This is a genomic window from Ningiella ruwaisensis (genome assembly GCF_004798935.1).
GTDB lineage: Bacteria > Pseudomonadota > Gammaproteobacteria > Enterobacterales > Alteromonadaceae > Glaciecola > Glaciecola ruwaisensis.
Window position 1 is genome coordinate 369298 of the sequence record NZ_RAHT01000003.1, and the last position, 22473, is coordinate 391770.

Annotated in this window: 16 protein-coding genes; 6 read left to right on the top strand and 10 right to left on the bottom strand. The window is 43.7% G+C overall.

Annotated elements, in window-relative coordinates; translation table 11 throughout:
- Positions 1-123: 123 nt before the first annotated feature.
- A complete protein-coding gene (locus D6V41_RS08040) occupies positions 124-1521 on the bottom strand; it encodes a sigma-54-dependent transcriptional regulator (protein WP_136250957.1) in 1398 nt (465 codons plus the stop codon).
- A 38-nt stretch (positions 1522-1559) separates the two neighbouring features.
- Positions 1560-3152: a sensor histidine kinase gene (locus tag D6V41_RS08045; RefSeq protein WP_136250958.1), complete on the bottom strand. Its 1593-nt coding sequence runs from the start codon at positions 3150-3152 to the stop codon at positions 1560-1562.
- Positions 3153-3524: 372 nt separating this feature from the next.
- Between D6V41_RS08045 and D6V41_RS08050 the strand changes: the two genes are divergently transcribed.
- Positions 3525-4115: a hypothetical protein gene (locus tag D6V41_RS08050; protein WP_136250959.1), complete on the top strand. Its 591-nt coding sequence runs from the start codon at positions 3525-3527 to the stop codon at positions 4113-4115.
- A 62-nt stretch (positions 4116-4177) separates the two neighbouring features.
- Here the strand turns inward: D6V41_RS08050 and D6V41_RS08055 are convergent, their stop codons facing one another.
- The 6 genes from D6V41_RS08055 to D6V41_RS08080 form a co-directional block, all read right to left on the bottom strand.
- Positions 4178-4759: a hypothetical protein gene (locus D6V41_RS08055; protein ID WP_136250960.1), complete on the bottom strand. Its 582-nt coding sequence runs from the start codon at positions 4757-4759 to the stop codon at positions 4178-4180.
- A 132-nt stretch (positions 4760-4891) separates the two neighbouring features.
- Complete coding sequence (locus D6V41_RS08060) at positions 4892-8500, bottom strand: ExeM/NucH family extracellular endonuclease (RefSeq protein ID WP_136250961.1); 3609 nt, start codon at positions 8498-8500, stop codon at positions 4892-4894.
- A gap of 177 nt (positions 8501-8677) precedes the next feature.
- Positions 8678-9676, bottom strand: a complete 999-nt coding sequence (locus D6V41_RS08065; protein ID WP_136250962.1) for a M14 family metallopeptidase — start codon at positions 9674-9676, stop codon at positions 8678-8680.
- A 28-nt stretch (positions 9677-9704) separates the two neighbouring features.
- Positions 9705-11150: a glutamate-cysteine ligase family protein gene (locus D6V41_RS08070; RefSeq protein ID WP_136250963.1), complete on the bottom strand. Its 1446-nt coding sequence runs from the start codon at positions 11148-11150 to the stop codon at positions 9705-9707.
- Between the two features lie 39 nt (positions 11151-11189).
- The gene (locus D6V41_RS08075) at positions 11190-12140 is read right to left on the bottom strand and encodes a hypothetical protein (RefSeq protein WP_136250964.1); all 951 of its coding nucleotides are present in this window, start codon (positions 12138-12140) and stop codon (positions 11190-11192) included.
- Between the two features lie 115 nt (positions 12141-12255).
- The gene (locus tag D6V41_RS08080) at positions 12256-13143 is read right to left on the bottom strand and encodes a hydroxypyruvate isomerase family protein (RefSeq protein WP_136250965.1); all 888 of its coding nucleotides are present in this window, start codon (positions 13141-13143) and stop codon (positions 12256-12258) included.
- A gap of 52 nt (positions 13144-13195) precedes the next feature.
- Between D6V41_RS08080 and D6V41_RS08085 the strand changes: the two genes are divergently transcribed.
- Positions 13196-13777: a uracil-DNA glycosylase family protein gene (locus tag D6V41_RS08085; RefSeq protein WP_136250966.1), complete on the top strand. Its 582-nt coding sequence runs from the start codon at positions 13196-13198 to the stop codon at positions 13775-13777.
- Here D6V41_RS08085 and D6V41_RS08090 read toward each other — a convergent pair.
- The gene (locus tag D6V41_RS08090; RefSeq protein ID WP_136250967.1) at positions 13761-16085 is read right to left on the bottom strand and encodes a TonB-dependent hemoglobin/transferrin/lactoferrin family receptor; all 2325 of its coding nucleotides are present in this window, start codon (positions 16083-16085) and stop codon (positions 13761-13763) included. The genes D6V41_RS08085 and D6V41_RS08090 overlap by 17 nt on opposite strands.
- A gap of 119 nt (positions 16086-16204) precedes the next feature.
- Here D6V41_RS08090 and D6V41_RS08095 point away from each other — a divergent pair, with 119 nt between their 5' ends.
- The 4 genes from D6V41_RS08095 to D6V41_RS08110 are packed head-to-tail and all read left to right on the top strand — an operon-like array spanning position 16205 to position 20106.
- Complete coding sequence (locus D6V41_RS08095) at positions 16205-17221, top strand: heme/hemin ABC transporter substrate-binding protein (protein WP_136250968.1); 1017 nt, start codon at positions 16205-16207, stop codon at positions 17219-17221.
- 8 nt (positions 17222-17229) lie between these two features.
- Positions 17230-18480, top strand: a complete 1251-nt coding sequence (locus D6V41_RS08100; RefSeq protein ID WP_241664473.1) for a FecCD family ABC transporter permease — start codon at positions 17230-17232, stop codon at positions 18478-18480.
- Positions 18473-19276 (top strand): ATP-binding cassette domain-containing protein, encoded by an 804-nt coding sequence (locus D6V41_RS08105; protein WP_136250969.1) that lies wholly within the window; start codon positions 18473-18475, stop codon positions 19274-19276. The genes D6V41_RS08100 and D6V41_RS08105 overlap by 8 nt, the downstream gene beginning before the upstream one ends.
- A gap of 56 nt (positions 19277-19332) precedes the next feature.
- On the top strand, positions 19333-20106 hold the full coding sequence (locus tag D6V41_RS08110) for a HugZ family pyridoxamine 5'-phosphate oxidase (RefSeq protein WP_136250970.1): 774 nt from the start codon (positions 19333-19335) through the stop codon (positions 20104-20106).
- 298 nt (positions 20107-20404) lie between these two features.
- Here D6V41_RS08110 and D6V41_RS08115 read toward each other — a convergent pair whose 3' ends face one another.
- Positions 20405-22381, bottom strand: coding sequence for an alpha/beta hydrolase family protein (locus D6V41_RS08115; protein WP_241664474.1), 1977 nt, complete (start codon positions 22379-22381; stop codon positions 20405-20407).
- Between the last annotated feature and the right edge of the window lie 92 nt (positions 22382-22473).

The following is a 22473-nucleotide window of genomic DNA, read 5'->3' on the forward strand; positions in this document are numbered from 1 at the left end:
CGCGAGAGAAAAGTTTAATCCTATAGAGCGTAAAACTTTTCTTATTGTTCAGTTGAGTTGCTAAAAAAAAGCCTGCCCTAAAGGGGTATAGTTATTTGCTACCTAATTTAAAGCTTACTTACTTTAGCCAACATGTATGCCGTGTTTTTCCAGCCGGTATAAAAAGGCTTTATAGCTGAGTGATAAAAGTTTGGCGGCTCTTGTTCGATTTTGATTGCTTATGCTCAAAGCTTGCTTGAGTAGATCCGCTTCGAGCTTGTCCAAGTCAATTCCACTTGATGGAAGCTTGAAGTTGGCAGGTGCTTCAACATTCGACGCGTGAGGCTTGCTATTTTCACTTGACGAAAACAGTTCGTCTTCTTCGCCTAATAGCACAAAACGTTCGATTTGATTGCTGAGCTGTCGCACATTGCCTGGCCAATCGTAATTGGCTAGTTTTTCAAGCTGTTTTTTGCTTAGTTTCTCATTTAGCTCTTTGTTAGAAGCTACGCTTGGCTTTGCACCTTGGTTGCCGTAGCGTTTAGCAAACTTGGCGTAAAAGAATTCAGATAAAAGCTTAATGTCGTCACGTCGTTCTCTTAACGGCGGAATATTAATAGGGACAATGTTCAAACGATAAAACAAATCCTCCCGGAAGCTTCCTTCAGCCACCATATTTGATAAGTTGCGATGAGTGGCCGCTACCACTCTCACATTAAGCTGCACTTCTTCATTACTGCCTAGTGGCATAACGCAGCCCTCTTGCAGAAACCGTAGAATTTTAGCCTGTAAGTTTAAGGGCAACTCTCCAATTTCGTCCAAAAACAGGGTGCCACCATCGGCATGCTGAAGCTTGCCTGTTTTATCTGTATTTGCCCCGGTGTAGGCGCCCTTGCGTGCACCAAAGAGCTCTGCTTCTGCCAATTCATCTGGGATCGCACCGCAATTAATCGCGACAAATTTATGTTGTCGACGCTCTGATAAACGGTGCAAAGCCCTTGCTGCCAACTCTTTCCCTGTACCGCTTTCGCCCGTGATGAGAACCGTTGCATCGGTATTTGCTACCTTTGCTATTCTATTTTGCACATCTTTCATGGCCTGGCTTACGCCAACAAAATCCAGCAATTGATGTTGAGAGTCCAGCGCCTCACTAAGCGCATTGTTTTGCGCGCGCAGCGCTTTAGCACGCAAGGCTTTTTCAATAGATAGCAATAGCTCCTGACGCTGAAATGGTTTGGCCAGGTAGTCATCCGCGCCGGCTTGCATGGCCTCTACCGCATGCTCTATTGTGCCGTGAGCCGTTGCCATAACAAACCCTAGCTCAGGGAACTTTGCTCTGACAAACTGCAACAGTGCAAGACCGCTTAATTGTGGCAGCTTCCAGTCAGAAAACACCATATCAACGCTGTTTGATTTAAGGTAAAGCATGGCTTCTTCACACGAAGCAAAATCTCGAATGGCATAGCCTGCATTTTCAAGGATATCTTTTAACAGTTTTCGCTGCTGCTGGTCATCTTCAACCAGTAAAATAATTGTGCTCATCTGCATCCTTTTCTTGTTAGACACCGTTTAAGTGGTATTTAGTTTGATGCATTACATAGCGTCAATACCGCGCAACAGCCATCGTCGTCTTCATTGTTTTTGAGCACGATGTCCCCCTTGTAGTGCAGCACTGCAATGCGCCTCGCAATATATAAACCCATGCCTGCGCCTTCAGCCTTGCTTGAGATGTGTGGCTTAAACAAGTCTTTAGCAATGCTATCACTTAAGCCTTGTCCATTATCCGTAACTTCAACCTGAATAGCATCTTGATGCTTATATCGTACTTTACGTAAAACTACATGAATGGACGGGGGACGTTTGGTTGTGCAGCAGGCCTCTATCGCGTTGCTCAATAAAGTGGTTAGCATCGCGAGCACTTCCGTTTCGGCCCCTAAAATTTTACAATTTTGTTCCAGGTCGGTGCTCATTTCGCAGTTACTGCCCATTCCCATTTGCATCACAGCGTCTTGCACAATCATATACATATCAAGTGTTTGCTGTCGATTTATCCCAGACGTTGTGAGTACTAATAAAGATTTAATGCTTCTGTCGAGTGCCACGATTTTTTGTCTGGCTTGTTGTGCGATGGCAATTTTACGTTTCTCGTTGGTATTAGCCTGAGACATTTCTTCTATCGCCAATCCGATAGTGTTGAGTGGATTTCGCAATGAGTGTGCAATACCTCTGCTAATTTCACCAAGTTCCACCAATTGTTGTTGTTGCAGGTATTGTTGTTCAATGGCTTGTAGACGCTCCAAACGTTCGCTGGTGTGGTTAAACATGGTCAGTGTTTGTTCGACTTCTTTCACACCATCTGTTTGCACTCGATGCTTAAAATTCCCTTTTCCTAATTCAGCAAAGCCATCCGATAAGCGATTAAGCGGCTTTGCTATGTGTTTAGCCAATAACCACGCAAAGAGCAAACTCAATAAGCCGAGCGCTAATGTGGCAAAACTTAAGTATTTAAAATAGGTATTAATTGTCGACTGGCCAGAATCAAAAAAGAGGTTTTTTCTTTCGATTTCAAATTCCGGCGTTTTAAATACTAAGGTGTTGCCGTCTAATCGCTCAATTTCAAGCTGCTCTAGTTGTTCGCGCAAAGTGTCGAATTCAGTCTCTTTATTTAGCAGCTTAATCATGCGATGTTTTTCGTCTATCGCGATTTGAGATTCTCCTGTTGTGTTACCGTCGCTTTTTTGCGTTTCAATTGCCCTTAGTGCAGTGCTGCTAATTTCTTCAAGTAAAGCGTCGATTTTCGCCTGATTGGTCTCGTCAAACATCTCTTTAACAGGAATGTCATTAGCGGCAGTGGTCTCCTCCTCGCTGTCCTGCTCACGGTTCAACAGATTCACAATTCGTTTTTCGGTAAGTTTAGATAACTCAATGCTTAAGGCATTTATTTTGGCTTGTGCATCAGGCGACACTTGAAAATTCGCGATTGGCTTTGTGACTATCATATTAATCGCTTCGTTTGACAGATTAATACTTCGAAACGCGATTTCTTCATCAATTCGATTCTCAACCAGCTTGATCGCAATATACTGCAACAGAGCGAGCAGTAATAAAAACATGCCGCTTATAAGAAAGATATAGGCGCTGAGTGATAGGCGTTTTAAAAGAAGAATAGGCATACTCGATTGCTCTTTTGATTGTGTTCTTACTGATTGCGTACTTTTTATGTTCTTTCAATGGAAACTGAATTTTTGAGTCTTAACATACTAAACAAGTTTTGAGCCACTCTGGCGAACTTATAAGTGAATGAAATATCGATAAATTATCTCAAGTTTCATCTTTATCTTGAGAGATTATCCCCAAATAGGGAAATAATCTCCTGATTTCGGGATTTTTTGTAAGTCTTTTGCCTTGCTACTTTGCAAAGATCTTCTAAGTCATTGAAAAAAATACTTATCTACAAATGGCACGCGCTTTGTAATGTTGTACATGAAGCGCATTCAAACATGAATCGCAACAAGCCATGTAGATAGACCCTAAAGGAGAAACATATGTTAAACATAACACCACGCGCATTATTTGCCTCGATTTTTGCTTCGGTTTTTGCCTCGACAATGCTCATTGGGCTTTGCACCACTGCTTCTGCAAACCCAAAATCTGATGCTATGCAAGAGCCAGAGATTCAAATGATTAAAATCAAAAGTAACGACCAAGAAACAGTAGAGCTTGAGGTTGTTAACAATTTCGAAGATGCAAAGATTTACAAAATCGACAAGTTAGATCTGGAAAACGAAGCCCACTTACAAGCCGTGCTTTTTGATTTAGATGAGAGTACACGAAAAAATGTAATTGATGCCTTAAAAGAGCTTGGTAAAAATAAGGATAGGCTAAATCGAAATGTAGGTGAGATGGAAGAAATCAAAAAAATGATGGTACTTAGAACCGGTGAAATAGAAGGCTTAGAGGCCATACTTGATGAAACATCAAATACTCACATCATCACAGCGCTTAAAAATGTAGAAAATTTGAAACCTATGATTGCCAAAAGCAAAGCAGATGCCCTCATTTCCCTGCTTGAAGGTGGTGAATTTACGCCCGAGCAGCTTGATAGAATTCAATCCGCACTTGATAGCAAGCGCTAGGCATCAGCCTATTAAATGACAAAACCCAGCCTTGGCTGGGTTTTGTCATTTTACTATCGGATTTATTTACGACGTGCTAATAATCCTAAAAGCGCAAGACTTACTAAGGCAATGCTTGCTGGTGCACTGACTTCACTGACGCTTACTTCCAGCTGTGCATTGCTAAAGTCAGCCATCTTAAGCCCGAAAATAGGAGTAAGCGGGTCGCCATTGAAAAATCCTTCGTTAGGATCGATGCCTTGGTCAGCGCCTACTGAAAACAAATAGTCACCAACATTTAGTCCACTTATGGTAATGCTGGCAAGCAAAATGTTATCTCCGCTTACTGCAAAAGGCATAAATGGAACGGCTGGAGCAGGAACGGAGCCTGACAAGGCATCACCATCTGTACTTATAAATGGAGTGAACATTGCCCCTAACTCAACGAGCATGTCGCTTGCAAAAAGCTGAGTAGCATCCTGAAACAAGTCTAATCCAAAGTTGGTAAACGCACTGCCGTCTATCGTTGATGCACTTATATTAAGCACCAAGTCTTCGCCAAGGCTAAGGTTTTCATTTTCAGCGCTTAGGCTCAAAATAATCGCAGCATTGGCGCCAGTACTTATGCCAGCGAAAAGTAAAAGTGAAGCGAGTAGATTTTTCATTGTTTTTCCTTATTTGTGTATACAGCTTGCGCCTTGACCTTGATACAGCATCGATGCTTATTTTTTTAATACGAAGCGTGTCAAAGTAAGGCGCGTCCTCTAGTTATTTTCTTAGTATTGATTAAACAGTTATTAATCGTTGCGTGTGAGATACAAATTGTACCAGGCCATTAGGTCATTAAAGCTAATCAGGCCATCGTTGTCTATATCCGCAGCAGAGTTAAAGCCATCCATGCCGTCACGCAAACCAAGCGCACGATAAATAATGAAGTAATCGTCAAAGCTTAAGACGCCATCGCCATTCACATCTCCCAAAACTGCTTGCGCGCTAAAGCTAAAGCCAACAATCACTGGATCATGATCTGAAGAACGATAGAAAGAATCATCCAAATAGCTTGCAGGCTTATCTGCGCCGCCCGGTAACTCATCATCATAATCTAAAGCAATGGGTTCATCAGCATTGATATGCCACTCTACAACATCTTCCACCAAGTCAAAGGCCTGGTCGTTGGCAAGTGCGTAGTCAAGTGAGCCAAAAGCGCCTCTGAATGAATAACTGTAAGCGAGTGGACCTTCCAATTCACGGGCTAAATCAACATAACCCGCTCCCTGCAACTCGCGAATAGGATCTTCTTTAGCATAGCTGTTTAAGTCACCCACGATAAAGGTCGGCTTATCTGCAAAGTTGCTTGCCAGCCAAACATGTAATGCCTGTGCTGCTCGCGTTCGCGTCAGATTACAATTGCCTTGCTCTGCATCGTCATCGCCTGCACCGCAACCACTGCCTTTAGATTTTAAATGATTAACGCTAACAACAAACTCTTCACCGCTTGCATTGTCGCTAAATATTTGTGCCATGGCAGGGCGGTTACGACGAGTATTAAATAGCGGTCCGTCTTCGTCTACAATGGAGTTAGATTCATCAAGAATTTGAACCTCTCCAACAGGGCTAACGCTAGCTACCTGATAAACCATACCAACGGTGATTTGATCGGTACCTATGGTAGTGCCTGCATCAACAAAGGCATAAGTACCCTCGCCAGCGCGTGCATTCAGTGCATTAACCAATTGCGCAATAGCGCTATTTGCGCCAAAGCCGTCGTTTTCAAGCTCCATTAAGCCAACTACGCTTGAATCCAGCGCAACAATCGCATTGGCGATTTTAGCCAGCTGTAATTCGTATTCAGCCTGATTATCAGCACCACGCGGTGTTGGGAAATCGCCGCCTTCTCCATCACCGTTAAACAGATTGAGCACATTAAAGCTAGCAACTTTCAAGTCCCCTTCCACAACCGGGATATCAGGTCGCTCGCTCGCGCTTACTGTTGGCGAAGCTGCAGGGCGAATACGATAGGCGTTAAAACCATAATCTACCGCCCCGACAACATTGCTTATGGTAGAGCCTGTTCTTAAGGTATTATCTGTCGATAACGGTCCGTTTAAATCAACCGATTCGGGTGCGCCATTTAATAAGTCATCATAAATGATTTTATTGCGCGCATTTTCAGCCGCAAGTGCTGCTGCCGCTTCAGAGCCAGGCAGATGCAGGTGAGTCGGGGTATAAATACGTTCGCTGGCAACTTCTATTTCACCAAAACGAGTGTAGTTAAAAGTATTGACAATTGTAAGCGCTGCGTCACTTGCAATTAGCATCCCCTCATAGGATTCAAAACTGTCCCCCTCTTCTAGCGGGAAGCTTAGCACAAGAGGTTCAACCACAGTACTAGAGCAAGAGGCAGAAACTTCACTGGCAGCTAATTGCGTCTTGCCAAAAAATTCTTCTACGGTGCCCAGAACGCGTACCACATCTCCCTCAGCCACGTTGATTGCCAACTCGTCGGTATATACAAATAAACCTTCCGATGAGCGAGGGTCCTCGTCATACTGTGCTAATTCTTCCTGAATAAAGAAACCGTCTAAACCGGGCGCAACTAAAGACACAACCGCTTCAATTACCACTTCGCTTCCGGCAATGGGGGATGCCTCTGAATTGCCTTGAATAGCGTGAATCAATGTTGCATCGTCCGAACAAGCGCCAATCAGGGTTGGGTCACCGCCGTCTCCACCATCATCACCACCGCCATCGCTGCCAAAGCGACCAAGGTCATCAAAAGAATCTTGCGCAAATCCTGTCCACTGCGCGCTAGGGTCAAAGGCATCGTCAGGATTAGTATCTCCTTCACGTGTATTGACATTTCGAAGTAAAGTATTGTTTTGCGTGCTGGTATCGCCCGTGCCCCACTCAGAGCCAGGGTCAACACCAACTTGTCCAATTACGTCGATGATCATGCCCATTGGGTCGCGCAATACGACAGCATCATCACCATTAAATGCAACATTGCCAAGCTGGTCGGCAACATCAAGCACGTCTTCGACTGCACTGCCATTGGCTACAACAAATACATCATTGCTTTCAACGCTTCCCTCAAGCGAGATGACGGTCCCTGCATTTGTATTGCCATTAAAATAAATTTCGACCTGATATCCGGCAAGCGATACTGTGCTACCTGTTCTATTGGCGATTTCAAGGGCTTTATTATTACTGCTACCTTCAATATATTCTGAGAAAAAGAGCGTGGAGGCAGCAAATTCAAAACTGCCCACAGGAATAAGCGGTTCATCTGCACTGTTGTTTGATGTTTCACCATCGAGGCTATTGGCGCCCTCAGCGCGCCAGTCATCAATATTAAAGCTTGATGAAGCAAAGGTTTGTGAAACGCGATAAGCAAAGCTGTCCATATACTCCCAGGCCTCGCCACTGCCATCAACGTTTATATCGCCATATAGGTCAATGACTTCGCCGTTACAGTATAATTCGATGGCATCGTCACCATTTATGGCCATAGCACCGCTTGTAAAATCTGGCGCAAAGCCGAAGAAGCTTTCAAATTGTGCAGATTCAGAAGCAATATAAATAAAGTCTCCGGCATTCGCGCTGGTAGCAGGGAAGGTAAACTCCTGACCATCACTGCCGCCGCCATTGTTTGCGCTGCCAACACCGCAAATAGACAAATCCGCGATATCTTCAGATACATATATTTCAACGCCTTTAGGTGTGCCACCACTTAAAGGACCATCGTATATGGCAGTTAGCAACATTGGCGTTGCCGAAACGTTGCCGCCGCCATCACCACCATCATCGCCGCCGTCATCACCGCCATCATCACCATCGTCGCAGCAGCCTTTATGCGTACCTAAATTGCTAAAGTCGTCTTGAGCCAACGCTATCCATTCAACTGATGGGTCAAACTCGTTGGAACTGTCAGGGTCACCAATGCTGATGATATCGGCTCGAAGCAAGGTTGAATTTTGAGTGCCAACACTATTATCAACGCCGCCAAGCCATTGAGAGCCTGGATCAAATCCTACCTGTCCGATGGAGTCAATCACGGTATCGCCATCGCGAAGCTCAATGGCATCATCGCCGTTATAAAAGGAGACTGTGGACGTTAAATCGGCTTTTTCCAGTATTTCGCTTGTGGCGTCGTTATCTGAAATAACATAAACCGCGTTAGGTTCTAGAACGCCCGAAAGTGCAATGACACCGCCGGCAGTTTCACTGCCGTTATAATAAAAATTTAAAGAGTAGTTAGAGAGGTCAACGCTTGCGTCGCTGTCGTTATATAACTCAATGGCTTTATTGTTACTAGAGCCTTCGATATATTCAGAGATGTACACATCAGCGTGTGCAGCAGAGGTGAAACATCCTGCTACCACGAGGGCGAGAGTGGTTTTCTTCATGGTTTAGTCCTTGGCTTTCTATTGTTTTTTAATGCCTGAAAATTATGCTGTCTGTCGAAACAAGCTCGATATCATAAAAATGATTTGCTACATAAATATGACAAGTTCTTAAAACAAAGCAAGTGCTTTGCAGATTTTGCCAACTTTCAAATTGCGTAGCGTTCGCGTTGAAGCGCATCAAGCCGGCGCAAAATAAAATAAACAGTCTGAGGTCGCAATATCCACTCGCGTTGTCACCATAAATAGCGTCATTTTACAGACGTTGCGAAAGAGTCCTTCCTTGATTTCAAAGCATTTACTCAGTGAAATACTGGGTCGGTCAAGGCACAAAACTTCGTTTAATTGTTTATCCGACCAGCCCAGTGTGGTGCCTTTTGCAATGGTGCAGAAGTTAAACGACTCCAAATCCTGTCGCAAGGTAATATCCAGTGGCTGCGCTTCACTGTTATAACTTATACTTGTATTGGCCTGTAGCTCTAACCTTCTGGGCAAAGCGAGCAATTCAATTTCTTGCCGTAATACAAAAATGTTCTTTGAGGAGAAATAATTTTTAAGACCTTGGTACGCTACAATATCGGACTCTGCATCCTGCGCCCCACCTGCTTCAACAGTAATGATCGGACAGTTGAAATCCTGTTCCATGATTGAGCCTAAACGGATATCGGTATAAATCAATCGATGGGTAAAAAACGAAGCAAGTGTCAGATGCTTTGCTGATTGATGGGTGCTGACGCAAAAGGCAGGGCCGCTGCCAGAAGTGTTGTGCAAATCTACGACCGCTTCGGGTTTGAAAGAATCAATATAAGCTTGAATGCTGTGGGCAAGTTTTGTTTGCAGGTCTTTTCTATTGGAGTTAAAGCAGCGGTTAAGATCCTGCTGACCAGGCAGCATTCTATGATAAAACACCGGCTCTGTTCTTGCCGCCACAACTGAGGCAATGACAATTTTAAGATTTACTTCGGGAACAAAACCTTCTTTGAGCAACTTATGAACCGCTTTGAGTCCCGATGGTTCGTTGCCATGTAACAAGGTTACCAACACGCGACAACGACTCTTGTCCCTACCGTCAATGTGAATAATGCTTGCGCCACCAAGTTGGACCAAAAAATCAAGGAGCGTTGCACCCACTTCATCAGGATGAGGTTGATTTATATGATTTAGTTTTAAGCTACTCATGTATCACCTGTTTATCGTCCTGATGGCTTTACCACTGCGCCACAGGGAGATTACTCTCCGATAGCGCCATATAGTCATTTAACATCCATTCAAGGGCTTCTGACTTATCGTACTTGCGCTGATACTTATCGAGTTGTTTAAGCTGCCATTGTGCGCCTGTTTGTCGACTTGCAAGGCGCCTTTCGATAATCCCCAAATACTTTGATATCTCAGTTGAGTCCATGTTTAACTGTGATAGCCCCGTTTCCGCTTCTGGCAATAATTTACCAATTACATCGCACACATGGTGCTCTTGCAAATAGTGCTGTTTAGGGCCCGGCCACAGAATATTGGCATCGAGGCCGTTTTGCGCCGCCCGGTAAAAGTTATATTCTGCATATTCAAACGGCAGTTTGTTAAGCATATCGGGCATGTAGGCTGATAATGCCTGAGTTAAACCAACGGCAAAGGCTGCATTTGCCATCATGTCGTCAACTGTTGGTCCGGCAGGTAAAGTTCGATACTCTATCCTCAAATGTGGGTGCTTACCGGCATCGAACACGGCCCGGTTCCATGACCAAACGGTACCGTGGTGCAAATTAAGCTCGGCGAAGGCGGTGTTATCGGGTGATACATAGGGCAATAAAGGCCGATAGAGCGCAACATTTTCGGCAAACAGTTCCCAGGCACCTTTGCGAACCCAACCGTGTCCAAATGATACCCGCGCAGGCTGCCGCCAGTTTGTTAAAGAGTGAATTCGGTTATCTATACTTTGTTTAAACAGTGCAATTCGCGTCTCGCACCATAGGCGCTGCCCTAAAAATGTGGGAGAATTGCCTGCAAGCGCAAGGACTAGCGGTGTTGTAAGCTGCGCGGCGTTAAAAAGGTCGGCAAAACGTTCGCCGGGTACTTTCAGGTGCACCTGAAATGAGGTGTTCGCGCCTTCAAGTGTCACTTCATCACAAGCCATTTTCAGTGAATCTTTACCATTAATATCCACAATAAACGGTTCGCCCTTTAAGGCAGTGAGCTCATTGGTCAGTGCACGGTAGCGAGGCATGTCGGTCATAAAATCCCGCTGTAAGTGCGAACTATCCAGCGTCGGCAATATACCAATGCAAGCAATCTTTGCTTCTTGCGTCTTAGCGCTTGCTTTTAGCGACGACAAAAACGGCATGAGCTCTTTTGTCATTTCGCTAAAAGGTTTACCTGATGCCTTCACGGGCGATAGATTAAATTCAAGATTAAATTTGTTTAGTTCCTCGGTTAGCAAGGGATGTTGTAACTTTTTTAAAATAAGCTCGTTGATGGGAAGCGGTTTCCCTTTTTTGTCAATAATATAAAGCTCAAGCTCTGCCCCAAGGCTGGCAGCACCAGATGAAAAATTAGGCGCTTCAATTATTTCTTTTAACTCAGCCAGCTGACTGTGCAGGCGTTTTCTAAAAATATCGTGATCTGTGGGGGTGAAGTGGTCTTTATCAAAATGCTGGCCCATTATTTCACTCTCTTTATAAGCAATGTATTTTTGGGGTTCTTATTTGCTCTCACACACCAGAGCTACGCGGTCACCAAAATTCGAGATAGCGGTTCGGGAAATGCCGGATTGACAATCCTCATTACCCACAACAACCTGCGTCCAGGGCCCCTTAAATACCGGTTTTCCGCCTGAAATAGTTAAGCGTTTATGATGAAGTTTGAGGGTGTCACTTGTCAGAAGGTGGCCGGTGGCAGAGACAGAAAAATACTGGCTATTTTCAGGTAAGCTACCAATATCGACGACTTTTCTGGTAGACGCGTTATAGGCTTTGAGCATCGGCGCTTTGTTTGTATCATGTTGCCGAGTATACAAAAACCAGTCAGACTGCTGAAAGCGAAAGAGACTGGCCCCAATTTTATTATCGATGATTTGTCCTTTTGCCAAAGGCTCTCGTGTATCGACTCTTTGAAGCGTATTAGGCTCACCTAGCACAAATAAAAGCAATTCATCTTTATTTAGCCAAACCTGATAGCCAACAGGTTCGATTGTAGGTACTAAATGCTTCAATGCTTCGCCTTCCTTATTGTAGGACCATAACTCCTGTTTACCTGCTTCATTAACGCGAATAACGGAAAAGCCCTTTCGGCTGGGCAAGGGCGTAGGCGAATATTCGCTTTCTTTTGAATTTGTAAGGTTTGTCGAGCTTTGCTCCAATACATTGTATAAAAAGGTGTCCATTTGCTCGCTCTTATCGCCACTGGCATTGGCAACAGCTTGCGTATAATAAAGCTCATGTTCGCTGAAAAAATAGGGTTGATTGGTGTAGCTTGCAGTTTGCGTAATCGCGCTTAAATCTGTAATGACCTTTTCTTCCAAAAAGTTAAGCTTGCCAATATAAATGTTGCTCGCCTCCTGGGCCCCCGCATTTGATGTTTGTAAACAAACAAAAAACAAGAAGAAGCAGACAAGCAAGCTAAATGGGTTTTTGCTACGCCGTATATGAAGCACTTGTATTTCCTGAAAGTCATTACTTGATGATGTAGTTTAGACTAAACCCGCCATTGGTAAATTACAAATGTATAAAGAACGTATTAATCAATTAAAAGCATTGATTTATAAAGGCTTAAACATCGCAAATTTGGATAGCGTCTTTTAAGGACTGAATCTTACCCTCTTTTGATGACGGAGTTGGAATAAATTCTTGCGCTAAATAGCCCGTAAATCCAGTATCTTTTATCGCACGACAAATCGCAGGGTAATTGAGCTCTTGGGTATCATCAATTTCATGACGACCAGGCACGCCAGCTGTATGATAGTGACCAAAATATTGGTGATAGTCACGAATAGTGCGAATAATATCGCCTTCATTAATTTGCATGTGATAAATATCGTAAAGCAAAGAAAAATGCGTAGAGTTAAGCTGCTTGCTTAATTCAATTGACCAAGGCGTGTTGTCTGCCATGTAGTCAGGGTGATCAATTTTGCTATTAAATAGCTCCATGAATATAGTGACATTTTTCTTTTCAGCATAGGGAAGAATACGTTTTAGGCCAGCCACTGCATTTTTTAGGCCGGTGTCTGGGTCCATCCCGCGAGCGTTGCCACTAAAGCAAATCAGGTTTTTATATCCCGCTTGAGAGACTAAATCGATGTGCTTTAAATAGCGCTCTTCCAACTGGTCATGATGCTCGGGGTGAATAAATCCATCCACCAAATTGAGCTCTGCACCATTGCACATGGAAGAATCAATGCCATATTGCTTTAATACAGGCCAGTCTTCAGGACCCACTAAATCAATGGCGCTAAAACCGAGACTTTTAACTGTTTTACAAAGTTCTTCAATGGATAAATCGCCGTAAGTCCATCGGCTCACCGAGTGTTTGATGTTACCTTTAAGTGATATCGAACTTGAGTTTTGTGCGCTAAAAGCAAAGCCTGCAGCACTGCTTAAGCCTAAAGCACTTGCTCCGGCTATGCCCTTTATTATGGTTCTACGTTGGCGATTAAGCATGATCATTCTTCCTGTATACTTTAGACAGTAAACTAATTTAAGCGGATATACTTTGTCAAACGAACTCATAAAACAGGCAAAATCCTGCAATTATTGCGAGGCGCAGCTGCCTCATCAAGCTAAGCCTATTTTTATTTGGCCTCACAATCCAAAAATTATCCTCATCAGCCAAGCCCCTGGAAGGCTGGCCCATGAATCGGGTATCGCATGGAATGATGCATCAGGAAACAGATTGCGCGCCTGGCTTGGCGTAGAGAGAGAGTGTTTTTATGAGAGCGGAAAGTTTGCCGTGTTGCCAATGAGTTTTTGCTTCCCGGGTTATAAAAACGGCGCAGATGCGCCGCCTCTAAAACCATGCGCGCCCAAATGGCACCCACTTTTTCTACAAACAGCTGATCCTGAACTCGTTCTTACTATTGGACGATATGCTCAGCATGCTTACTTACCGATGTATAAAAACCTAAGCTTAGCGGTGGAAGACTATCAGTCGCTTTTACCGCAACAATTGGCCTTGCCTCATCCTTCAGGGCGAAATAATCGCTGGTTGGCAAAGCATCCTTGGTTTGAGACTAAGCTTATACCCGCTTTACGAACGCGTGTGAATGAAATTATTCATCCTAAAAAGTCCAAATAAGATTCGCAGAAAGATGACGACCGCTTGCAGAAAATCGTCCGAGATTTTCACTTACGGTTCGACCGCGAACTTCTGAAGCAAGGTAATACTCTTTGTCTGTAAGATTGAAAAGCCCTGCATTAATACGAATATCCTCTGAGATCTGATAATGACCAATGAGATCAAGTAGCGTATACGAGGGTGCCTGAAAAAACGCTGGTGAATCTGCCGCTGCTTCAATCACATTGGCTTCATCAGTATAAGTTGCCGCCAATTCAACACGGTATTTTGCATCATAGTCACCGTAGCTTATCCCCAATACGCCTTGGGAAGGCAGTATTGAGTCAAGTTCATTACCCGTGCTCTTATCCTCACTTAACTGACGCGAATAGGACATGCGTAGTAGCCAGTTTTCCATTGCATCATTAATTTCTCCCAGGAAAATAGTCGCTTGTGCATCCAGCCCTTTTATGTTTACAGAGTCCAAATTGCGCGCCTGAAATTCCAAGAGGCGGGTTTGGGGATTAAAGCCAACGAGTGCTAAAGATTCGATGAAATTGTCGTATTGATTGTCGTAAACGCTGACTGAAAAGTCGAAGGCGTCGCGAAAAACGCGCAATCCAACTTCATGACTGGTGACGCTCTCGGCTTCAAGTTCGGGGTTAGATAAAGAGGTATAGCCACCCGCAAAGTTGGTAAACCCAATGTTGACATCGTCCATGGGCGGAATGCGAAATCCTTCGGCATATTGATACCAAAGCGACAGGGATTTGTTTGGTGAAAAGACGAGCCCAAGTTTTGCTGAGGCTTGACTATCATCATAATTTTCCACGTTTACACCAGGGTTGGCAGCGCTAAATAAAGCGTCTTCTTCTACATTTAGAGAAAAGCTATCGTAGCGAATGCCGGGGCTTAATCGCAATTTTTCGTCAAAAAACGACATTTCGTTTTGAATAAATATCGCGCGCTCAGTAAGTTCTGAGGGCGGAAAGTCTCTTGCTGGAAAGATTGAAAACTCGGGGAGTGCTTCACCGCTTTGAGCGTCAAAGGTTGCGCCCTCTCGCAATGATGTGGACTTTGTTTTCTCATAGCTTAAGCCATAAATCAGATAGTGTTCTACAAGCGCTTTAAATTGATGATCAAACTGCACTGACACGCCGGTAATATCTTGTTCAAACTCGCTATGTCTTTCACGTGAACTCACCTGCGCAGTTTCATCTAAAGCCAGTCGCTCTGCAAAGGTATCTTGTTCAGACAGTGAATTCTGATAAAAGCTTAAAAGCTGTATACGCGTTAAATTAAGCAATGCATCTGTTGGAGTGTAGCGATAATCGAAAGATATGCGAGAACGCTCTCGTTTATCCTCACCGACACTGTTTTGTGTCAACACGCCCCGGCTAATGATGCCAGATTCCGAGAGCAATTCGGTGTCTGACTGCTGATCTAATGCATCCAGCGTAAGCTGAAAACGGTGTGCATCTGACGCTTGGTAAATAATTTTGGCCAGTGCAGATACTTGATCATTTTCTTGCGGGTCTGCGCTTTTCCGCTCGCTTCCAAAGTTGATACCCGTGTCGTGCGAAGAAGAAAAAAAGCTTTCGTTTTCATCAGAGTATCGAGCGGCAGCATTGAATAAATATTGCCAATTGCCAGAAATACCACCAAGCATGGCATTAAGCATTCTCTCGTTTGACTGACTGTCGTAGCCTAACTTGATTCGCCCGCCTATCGTATTATTGCTTTTTATAATATCTTCAGGTGCCTTACTTGTGAACGCGACTACACCGCCGATAGCGTCACTTCCATAAAGCGTTGAAGCGGGGCCTCGCACAATATCCACAGCGGAAATCAAATCGATATCGATAAAATCACGACGCGAGGAGAGGTTAGGACCAAAGCTGAATTCATCAGCGACTGGGACGCCATCAAGCAGTATGAGCACGCGATCACCATTAATGCCGCGAATATTAAAGCTGGATAAACCATAGCGTCCGTTGCCTTCCACGCTAATGCCTGGCTCATACCTTAGCATGTCGCGGATATTGTTCGCACTTATTGCATCAATTTGCTGACTCTCTATACGCGTGACACTTGCGGCGATTTCGTTAATTTCGCGCATTGTCCGTGTTCCTGTAACGCTAATGGTTTCAAAGCCGTTATCTGGAACCGTTTCTGCCTCGACTGCCATTGCGACAGCATTGTTTAAAAGAGTGCTTGAAAAAAAAAGAGCAAGAGAAAAAAGCAGGCTCTTTGTGACTGCAGCATGCTGCCTGTTGACTGAACATATACTGTCTTTCAAAGCTTGCGAAAGAGTTCGCGCGTTACTCATGGTTTTATCCTTTTTGTTAAATTTTGTATTTTCGTATTTACTTAAATGCTAATAAGAACTATTATCATTTGCAATAAAAATTTAAACATTAAATTACAAGGTATGAAAAGGAGTGTTTGATGCAGCGATTTAAATGTTTCAGCATAAAGCATTGGTTTTTGGCGTGTACACTGTCTGCTTTTTCTGTGTCTGCTTTTACTGGTTTACTTACCGTCAGTAGTTCTGCAAGCGCGAATAGTTTTACAAATACAGGCATCGTAGATACACATTTAGAAAGTACAGCCGCACAGGCGTCGCCAACCGACAATAAATACGAAGTGCCCAAAAGGATCGTAAGTGCGGGGGGCAGCATTACTGAGATAATTTATGCCTTAGGCGCACAAGGCGCTCTGGTGGCAACGGACACAAGTAGCAGCTTTCCTCATTCTGTAAGCGACTTGCCTAAAGTCGGCTATTATCGTCAGCTAAGCGCAGAAGGAATATTGTCATTTTCACCTGATACCTTACTGATGCTTGAAGGTGGCGGTCCTGATGGCGTCATTCAGCAATTAAGCCGTCTTGGTGTTGAAGTAATTGAGCTTGAGCAGCCAAGGTCGATTGATGGCTTGTATACCTTGATTCGAACGATAGGCAATCAACTAGAACGACAGCCTCAAGCTCAGGCACTTATCGATAAAATTGATTCTGAAATAAGCGCGCTAAGCGCAAGTCCAACGAACAGCCAGAATACGGTCAAATCTCTACAAACGTCGATACAACCCGCATTTTTAATGTCTGTAAACGAGCGAGGGATTATGGCGGCAGGAACGCAGACAACGCCCAACCTTATTATGCAATTACTAAATATTGAAAATCCATTTGATCAATTTAAAGGCTTTAAACCGATTTCAAGTGAGATGCTCATAGGCTCCAATATAGATGTATTGTTTTTACCATCTCACCAAGCACAAGGGAGAACTCAGTCGCAGTTATGTGCAATGCCTGCGCTTAAACAATGGGCAGCAAAAAAAGGCTGTAATATTCAGATTGTCGATTCGCTTAAGTTTTTAGGCCTTACACCTCGTATTGCAAGCGCTGCGTCAAGCATGCGAGAGGCACTTAAGACACCACATTTGATTCTCGGGCAAAGTGAGTAGCTGACATTATGCAAGCCAGTTATGAAGTCATGCGTAGCAAGTTAAAGGCTAATCAAATTGGTTATTCGGATAATGACGGCAGCCAAATAGCTCGCCTGATAGATGCGCGCAAACAAAAAGAGAGATTTGTATTGTTTAGCCTGGCGCTGCTGATCCCGCTTACAGTATTGATGGCCTTTAGTAACGGGGCAGTAGACATCGATTTAAGTCGCGTTTTTTCCTATTGGGCTAGCCAGCTATTCGATAGCTTATTTGATAGCTTATTCGATAGTTCGGCAAATCCAAGCTCACCAAGTGAATGGGGCGGGTACTCTGATACGCCAGAGAATATGACATATGCACAGCAAAGTCTTATCTTTTTAGAGCTGCGTATGCCAAGAATAGCCATGACCTTAATTACTGGCGCTGCTCTTGCGCTGAGCGGCGCAGTATTACAGTCGCTCTGTCGAAATCCGCTGGCCGACCCCGGGCTAATTGGTGTGTCATCAGGCGCGGCCTTATTTGCTGCTTTGGGCATGTGGGGCTTAAGTGCGCTACCCGTGCACTTTAGCGGTTTTGATGCATTTTTAACTACATTGCCGAATTGGATCATGTCAGCTTTCATCCCCATATTGGCTGGTATTGGTGCGCTATTCACGCTGGCTCTTTTGCTTACTGTTGCTTCTTCCCGCGCAGGAATAAGCGTTCTAATGCTTATTTTGGCTGGCGTTGCAATAAATGCCGGTGCCATGACCTTGCTTGGTTTTATCAATTTTGTTGCAGACGATGCCACCTTACGGCAAATCACGTTTTGGAGCATGGGAAGTTATGCGGGTGTTAATCAGGAAATTGTTTTGCTTAGCCTTAGCGTCGTAATCCTTGGCTCGATAATAATATTCAGACAGCAAAACGCACTGATGCTGATAAGCATGGGCGAAAAACACGCAAGCTACATGGGTGTTTCAATTAATCGGGTCAAATTGCTTTGTTTGCTGGCTGTAGCGGCGATGGTCGCAATCTGCGTAAGTTTTACCGGTATCGTAGGCTTTGTTGGCCTGGTTGTTCCTCACATTTGCCGCATGCTAATTGGTTCGCATCTGCGGGTTTTATTGCCAGCAAGCGCAATGCTTGGCGCCATACTTGTTACCTTTGCTGATACCTTGTCTCGAATAGTGCTTGTGCCCCAAGAATTACCTATTGGATTAATTACATCAGCTGTCGGCGTTCCGTTTTTCCTTTATTTAATATTGCGAGAAAAAAAGAGGCAGCAATATGTATAGCGTGCAATCACTTACAGTCAAAGCGGCAGAAAAAACCTTGCTTCACAACATAAATGTCGAATTTAAAAGGGGAGCTATCAATGTCATTTTAGGTGCAAACGGCGCCGGAAAATCAACCCTATTCAAAGCGCTTTTAGGAGAGATTTCAAGCCATGAAGGACGCGTGTATTTTAACAGAAAGGCGCACAGCGCCTGGTCAATCGAATCCCTGGCGCATGCGCGAGCTTATGTGGCGCAAATGCATCAGCATGCCTTTGATTTACCTGTTTTTGAATATCTTCTGCTTGCCCGAGAGCACATTGTAGAGTCTTCAAAGCAAAGCCAACAATGCGTAGAAGCAATCTCACATCAAACAGGAGCAAAAGCGCTACTTGCCCAGAATCTAAGTCTTCTATCGGGCGGTGAAGCCCAGTTAGTTGAGTTTACTCGTGCTATTTTACAGCTATTTGAAGCTCATAAAGGTTTTGTTAATAAATGCTTACTCTTGGATGAGCCTGCGAGTGCCTTAGATATAAAGCAGACCAGAGCGCTTTATCGACAAATTCGCTGGTTTACACAATCGGGAGGAACGGCGATCTTGATTGATCACGATATCAACGCCATGGCCAGCATCGCTCAATATATTTTATTAATGAAACACGGCCGCCTAACGGCCTTTGGTTCTACCGAAGAGGTATTTACACAAGAGAACTTAAACCATTGTTTTGATGTGCATGGCGAAATAGTCGAGCACAGAGCAAGCTCTATATTTAGCCTGCCAGTACAAGATGATTATGTCCAATATGTAAATCGCTGACTTTTCCTATCAAGAGACAAGTCTCAGGCAGAAATTAAATCATCCAAGGAGAAAAAATGACTTCAAAATTGCAACACATTCAACAGGCACGAGCTTTAATGCGTGCCCAGCACAGCGGCGTATTGTCGACAAATAGTTTATCCATGAAAGGTTTTCCATTTGGCTCGGTCACGCCATTTCTCATGTCAGAATCGGGCGATTTGATTATCTATGCTTCAGATATTGCCCAGCACTCCAGAAATATGAAAAACGACTCTCATGTTTCTTTATGTGTGCATGATGCAAATGAGCAAGATAGTCAAGCGAGTGCGCGCGTCACAGTTTTAGCTCGCGCCGTTGCAGATGAGGTATCAAAAGAGCTGCAACATCAATATTTCTCGCTTTTTCCACAGGCAAAAAAATATGTGCAAGCACATGATTTTCGTTTTTACTTATTAAAAACAGAACGTGTGCGCTACATAGGCGGCTTTGGCGATATTTTTTGGTTTAGTCAGACCGACTGGAAAAGCGCAGCGCCGACTCTGCAAACTCAAGTAAAGGGAGTAATAAGTCATATGCATGACGACCATGCTGATGCGCTAGTCGCTATCGCAAAAGCGCACTTGCAAAACAGCTTTTCAAACACAAAGGATAATCATCCACAATTACTTGAAAATGCGGAAGAAGAAAGTGCAGCTGAAATGCTTAGTTGTTTTGCTGAAGGTTTCCATATTGCCTATTTGAAGCATATTTGTTTTATACCTTTTTTACATCAAATATCAGAAAATTACGATTTGCGCAGAGCCATGGTAGATTTGACTAAAAGAGCCAGACAGGAAGAACTTGTTTAAGAGAAGTCTCGTTGCGTTTACTTTAGGGGATGCAGCTAAAGCACTTTCTTTTGAATTCATCACTCAAACCAGGTAATACAGCGGAGAACATCGAATCGAAATTTTGGTTAATGGCTAGAAAGTACCCGCTCAATCATTTCATCTATTGGAATAGGCGTTTGTGTCTTGGTGCTCTATGGTTAATGGATAATAATTTAACATTAAGTATAGAAAAGGCCCATGTAACAAAAGTTACATGGGCCTTTTTATATATAAGATAAGCAACTACGTAGTTATTTGTGTTACTAAAATCTGATTTTTAGCTCTTACTAGTGTGCTGATTAAAGAACTTCAACATTTCAGTCCAGCGTTCTATGTTGTTTTCTGGTTTGTAAAAACCATGTCCTTCTCCTGATTTCATCATCCACTGATAAGGTTTATTGTGTTTTTCGAGCTCATCGCGAAGTGCAAAAGCTTGTTCTTTTGGCACACGACGGTCTTCTTCACCTTGAATAATGAAAACAGGCACTTTGATTTTATCCACGTTTTTAATCGGTGACTGGAAATCACGATCTTTTCCTTGAGGAAGTACTTTGGCAAGATAATTCAGGCCGGCTTGTCTTTCAGGTATATCACCGAGCTCTTCCATCATATCAAGATCATAAACTCCCACAAAGCCTACCGTGCACTGATAAAGATCGGGTTCACGCACCACACTCTGAAGCGCGGCATATCCGCCGTAAGAGCCTCCGTACACACACATACGGTCTTTATCTACAATACCTTGTTCTACCAAGTGCATCGTGCCGTCGGTCATGTCATTTATCATGGTAGTGCCCCAGTTTCTAAAGCCCATTTTTTCAAACGGTAAACCGTAACCGCCTGAACCTCTGAAGTTTGGCTGTAGCACTGCATAACCATGTGAGGCAAATACTTTGGCGTCCGTATCCATTCGAGAAATTGTATCGTATGGACCATGTGGACCTCCGTGCGGCAATAGGATAAAGGGAAGGTCTTTCGCTTCTTTCCCTGGGGGTAAAGTAAGTACAGCCGAAATTTCCAGTCCGTCACGCGCTTTGTAAGTAATCAATTTAGATTCTGGAATTTCAACGTCATCTAGCCAGGGACGAGACTGAGCAAGTTCAATCAAACCATTTGCTTCACTATCGTACAAATAGAACTTTTGAGGATGGTTAGCATTACCTACTGACAATACTAGTTTTGAGTTATCGGCAGTGGACGATGCAAGTGAAATAGCTTGGCCTTTAAAAGTGTTAAACAAACTGGCTATTACGCTCGCTGTTTTCACGTCTTTTATCCCATCAAAAAACATGGCACCAATCTCTTCATATTCATAGCCCACACCAAATACTTCAGTGAAAAGACCGTTTTGTTCACCGATGATTGGTTGAATATCCACTTTAGGATGAGAGGCTAAGACTTCATGCTTTTTGGTCTTGATATTAAGCGTTGCTAAAGACCAGGTGTCAGTCTCTAAGGTACTCACGCCAACGAGCGTTAAGTTATCGGGTAAAAATCCGAAAGGGCGAAAAGATGGCTCGTAGTTTGGGTATTCTGCAAAGTCTTCCCACTCTGCATCTTTTGACGTACGGGTCATCATAACCATTGCGTTATCTTTATTCGGATCTTCAGCAATAGCAACTAAGACATTTCCGTTATTGTCAGTAATAACGGCAGGGGTTGCTCCTTCATAAGCACGCAATGGAATTCTTCCAGCGCTGGCTCGACGACCGTTGCTTATTTTCATTCGGTCAATATCTAAAAATGGATTTTCTGAATTGGGGCTTGAACTACCTACCAGAATGACATCAGGCTCTAACGGGAGTGTATCTACTACAAAGCTAAAACGCTTGTCTCCGGTTTCTGAGCGAAAGCCTGTTAATATTGCCTGATTTGAACCGTCAGCATCGATGGCTAGTAATTCGCCGGTTGGTACAGGGGCTTCAAGCGAACCGATTTCACGAACCATGGTAAGTAGAAGTCTTTCATCGTTTAACCAGGTGACTGAGCCAACAGACTGATTTCCACTGCCGCGAATCAAAGCGGTGACTTTTTGCTCCTTTATATCAAGCACGGTAACGAATACCTTGCCATCTTCTGCGCGTGAGGTAGACGCTATGTACTTACCTTCAGGCGATATTTGAATATCTAAATACTGGGCTTGTTTTGCGAAAGCTTCCAATACCTCTGTATTTACTTTAGTTTCCGCCAGGGCAGAACCCATCGCGAATAGCCATATAGAGATGGCAATTACAATCTTTTTTATCGTTAACATTTCTTACTCCGTTAAAAAAGCCCTTTCATACTTGGGGTATAAAAGGGCTGTGCTTACTTTCCGTTTGAAATGAACGTACTACTTTAAATCAG

Bases quoted from the DNA above. Each gene is read 5' to 3' on its own strand.
- D6V41_RS08040 (WP_136250957.1), bottom strand. From the start codon at position 1,521: ATGAGCACAATTATTTTACTGGTTGAAGATGACCAGCAGCAGCGAAAA.
- D6V41_RS08045 (WP_136250958.1), bottom strand. From the start codon at position 3,152: ATGCCTATTCTTCTTTTAAAACGCCTATCACTCAGCGCCTATATCTTT.
- D6V41_RS08050 (WP_136250959.1), top strand. From the start codon at position 3,525: ATGTTAAACATAACACCACGCGCATTATTTGCCTCGATTTTTGCTTCG.
- D6V41_RS08055 (WP_136250960.1), bottom strand. From the start codon at position 4,759: ATGAAAAATCTACTCGCTTCACTTTTACTTTTCGCTGGCATAAGTACT.
- D6V41_RS08060 (WP_136250961.1), bottom strand. From the start codon at position 8,500: ATGAAGAAAACCACTCTCGCCCTCGTGGTAGCAGGATGTTTCACCTCT.
- D6V41_RS08065 (WP_136250962.1), bottom strand. From the start codon at position 9,676: ATGAGTAGCTTAAAACTAAATCATATAAATCAACCTCATCCTGATGAA.
- D6V41_RS08070 (WP_136250963.1), bottom strand. From the start codon at position 11,150: ATGGGCCAGCATTTTGATAAAGACCACTTCACCCCCACAGATCACGAT.
- D6V41_RS08080 (WP_136250965.1), bottom strand. From the start codon at position 13,143: ATGCTTAATCGCCAACGTAGAACCATAATAAAGGGCATAGCCGGAGCA.
- D6V41_RS08090 (WP_136250967.1), bottom strand. From the start codon at position 16,085: ATGAGTAACGCGCGAACTCTTTCGCAAGCTTTGAAAGACAGTATATGT.
- D6V41_RS08095 (WP_136250968.1), top strand. From the start codon at position 16,205: ATGCAGCGATTTAAATGTTTCAGCATAAAGCATTGGTTTTTGGCGTGT.
- D6V41_RS08100 (WP_241664473.1), top strand. From the start codon at position 17,230: ATGCAAGCCAGTTATGAAGTCATGCGTAGCAAGTTAAAGGCTAATCAA.
- D6V41_RS08105 (WP_136250969.1), top strand. From the start codon at position 18,473: ATGTATAGCGTGCAATCACTTACAGTCAAAGCGGCAGAAAAAACCTTG.
- D6V41_RS08110 (WP_136250970.1), top strand. From the start codon at position 19,333: ATGACTTCAAAATTGCAACACATTCAACAGGCACGAGCTTTAATGCGT.
- D6V41_RS08115 (WP_241664474.1), bottom strand. From the start codon at position 22,381: ATGTTAACGATAAAAAAGATTGTAATTGCCATCTCTATATGGCTATTC.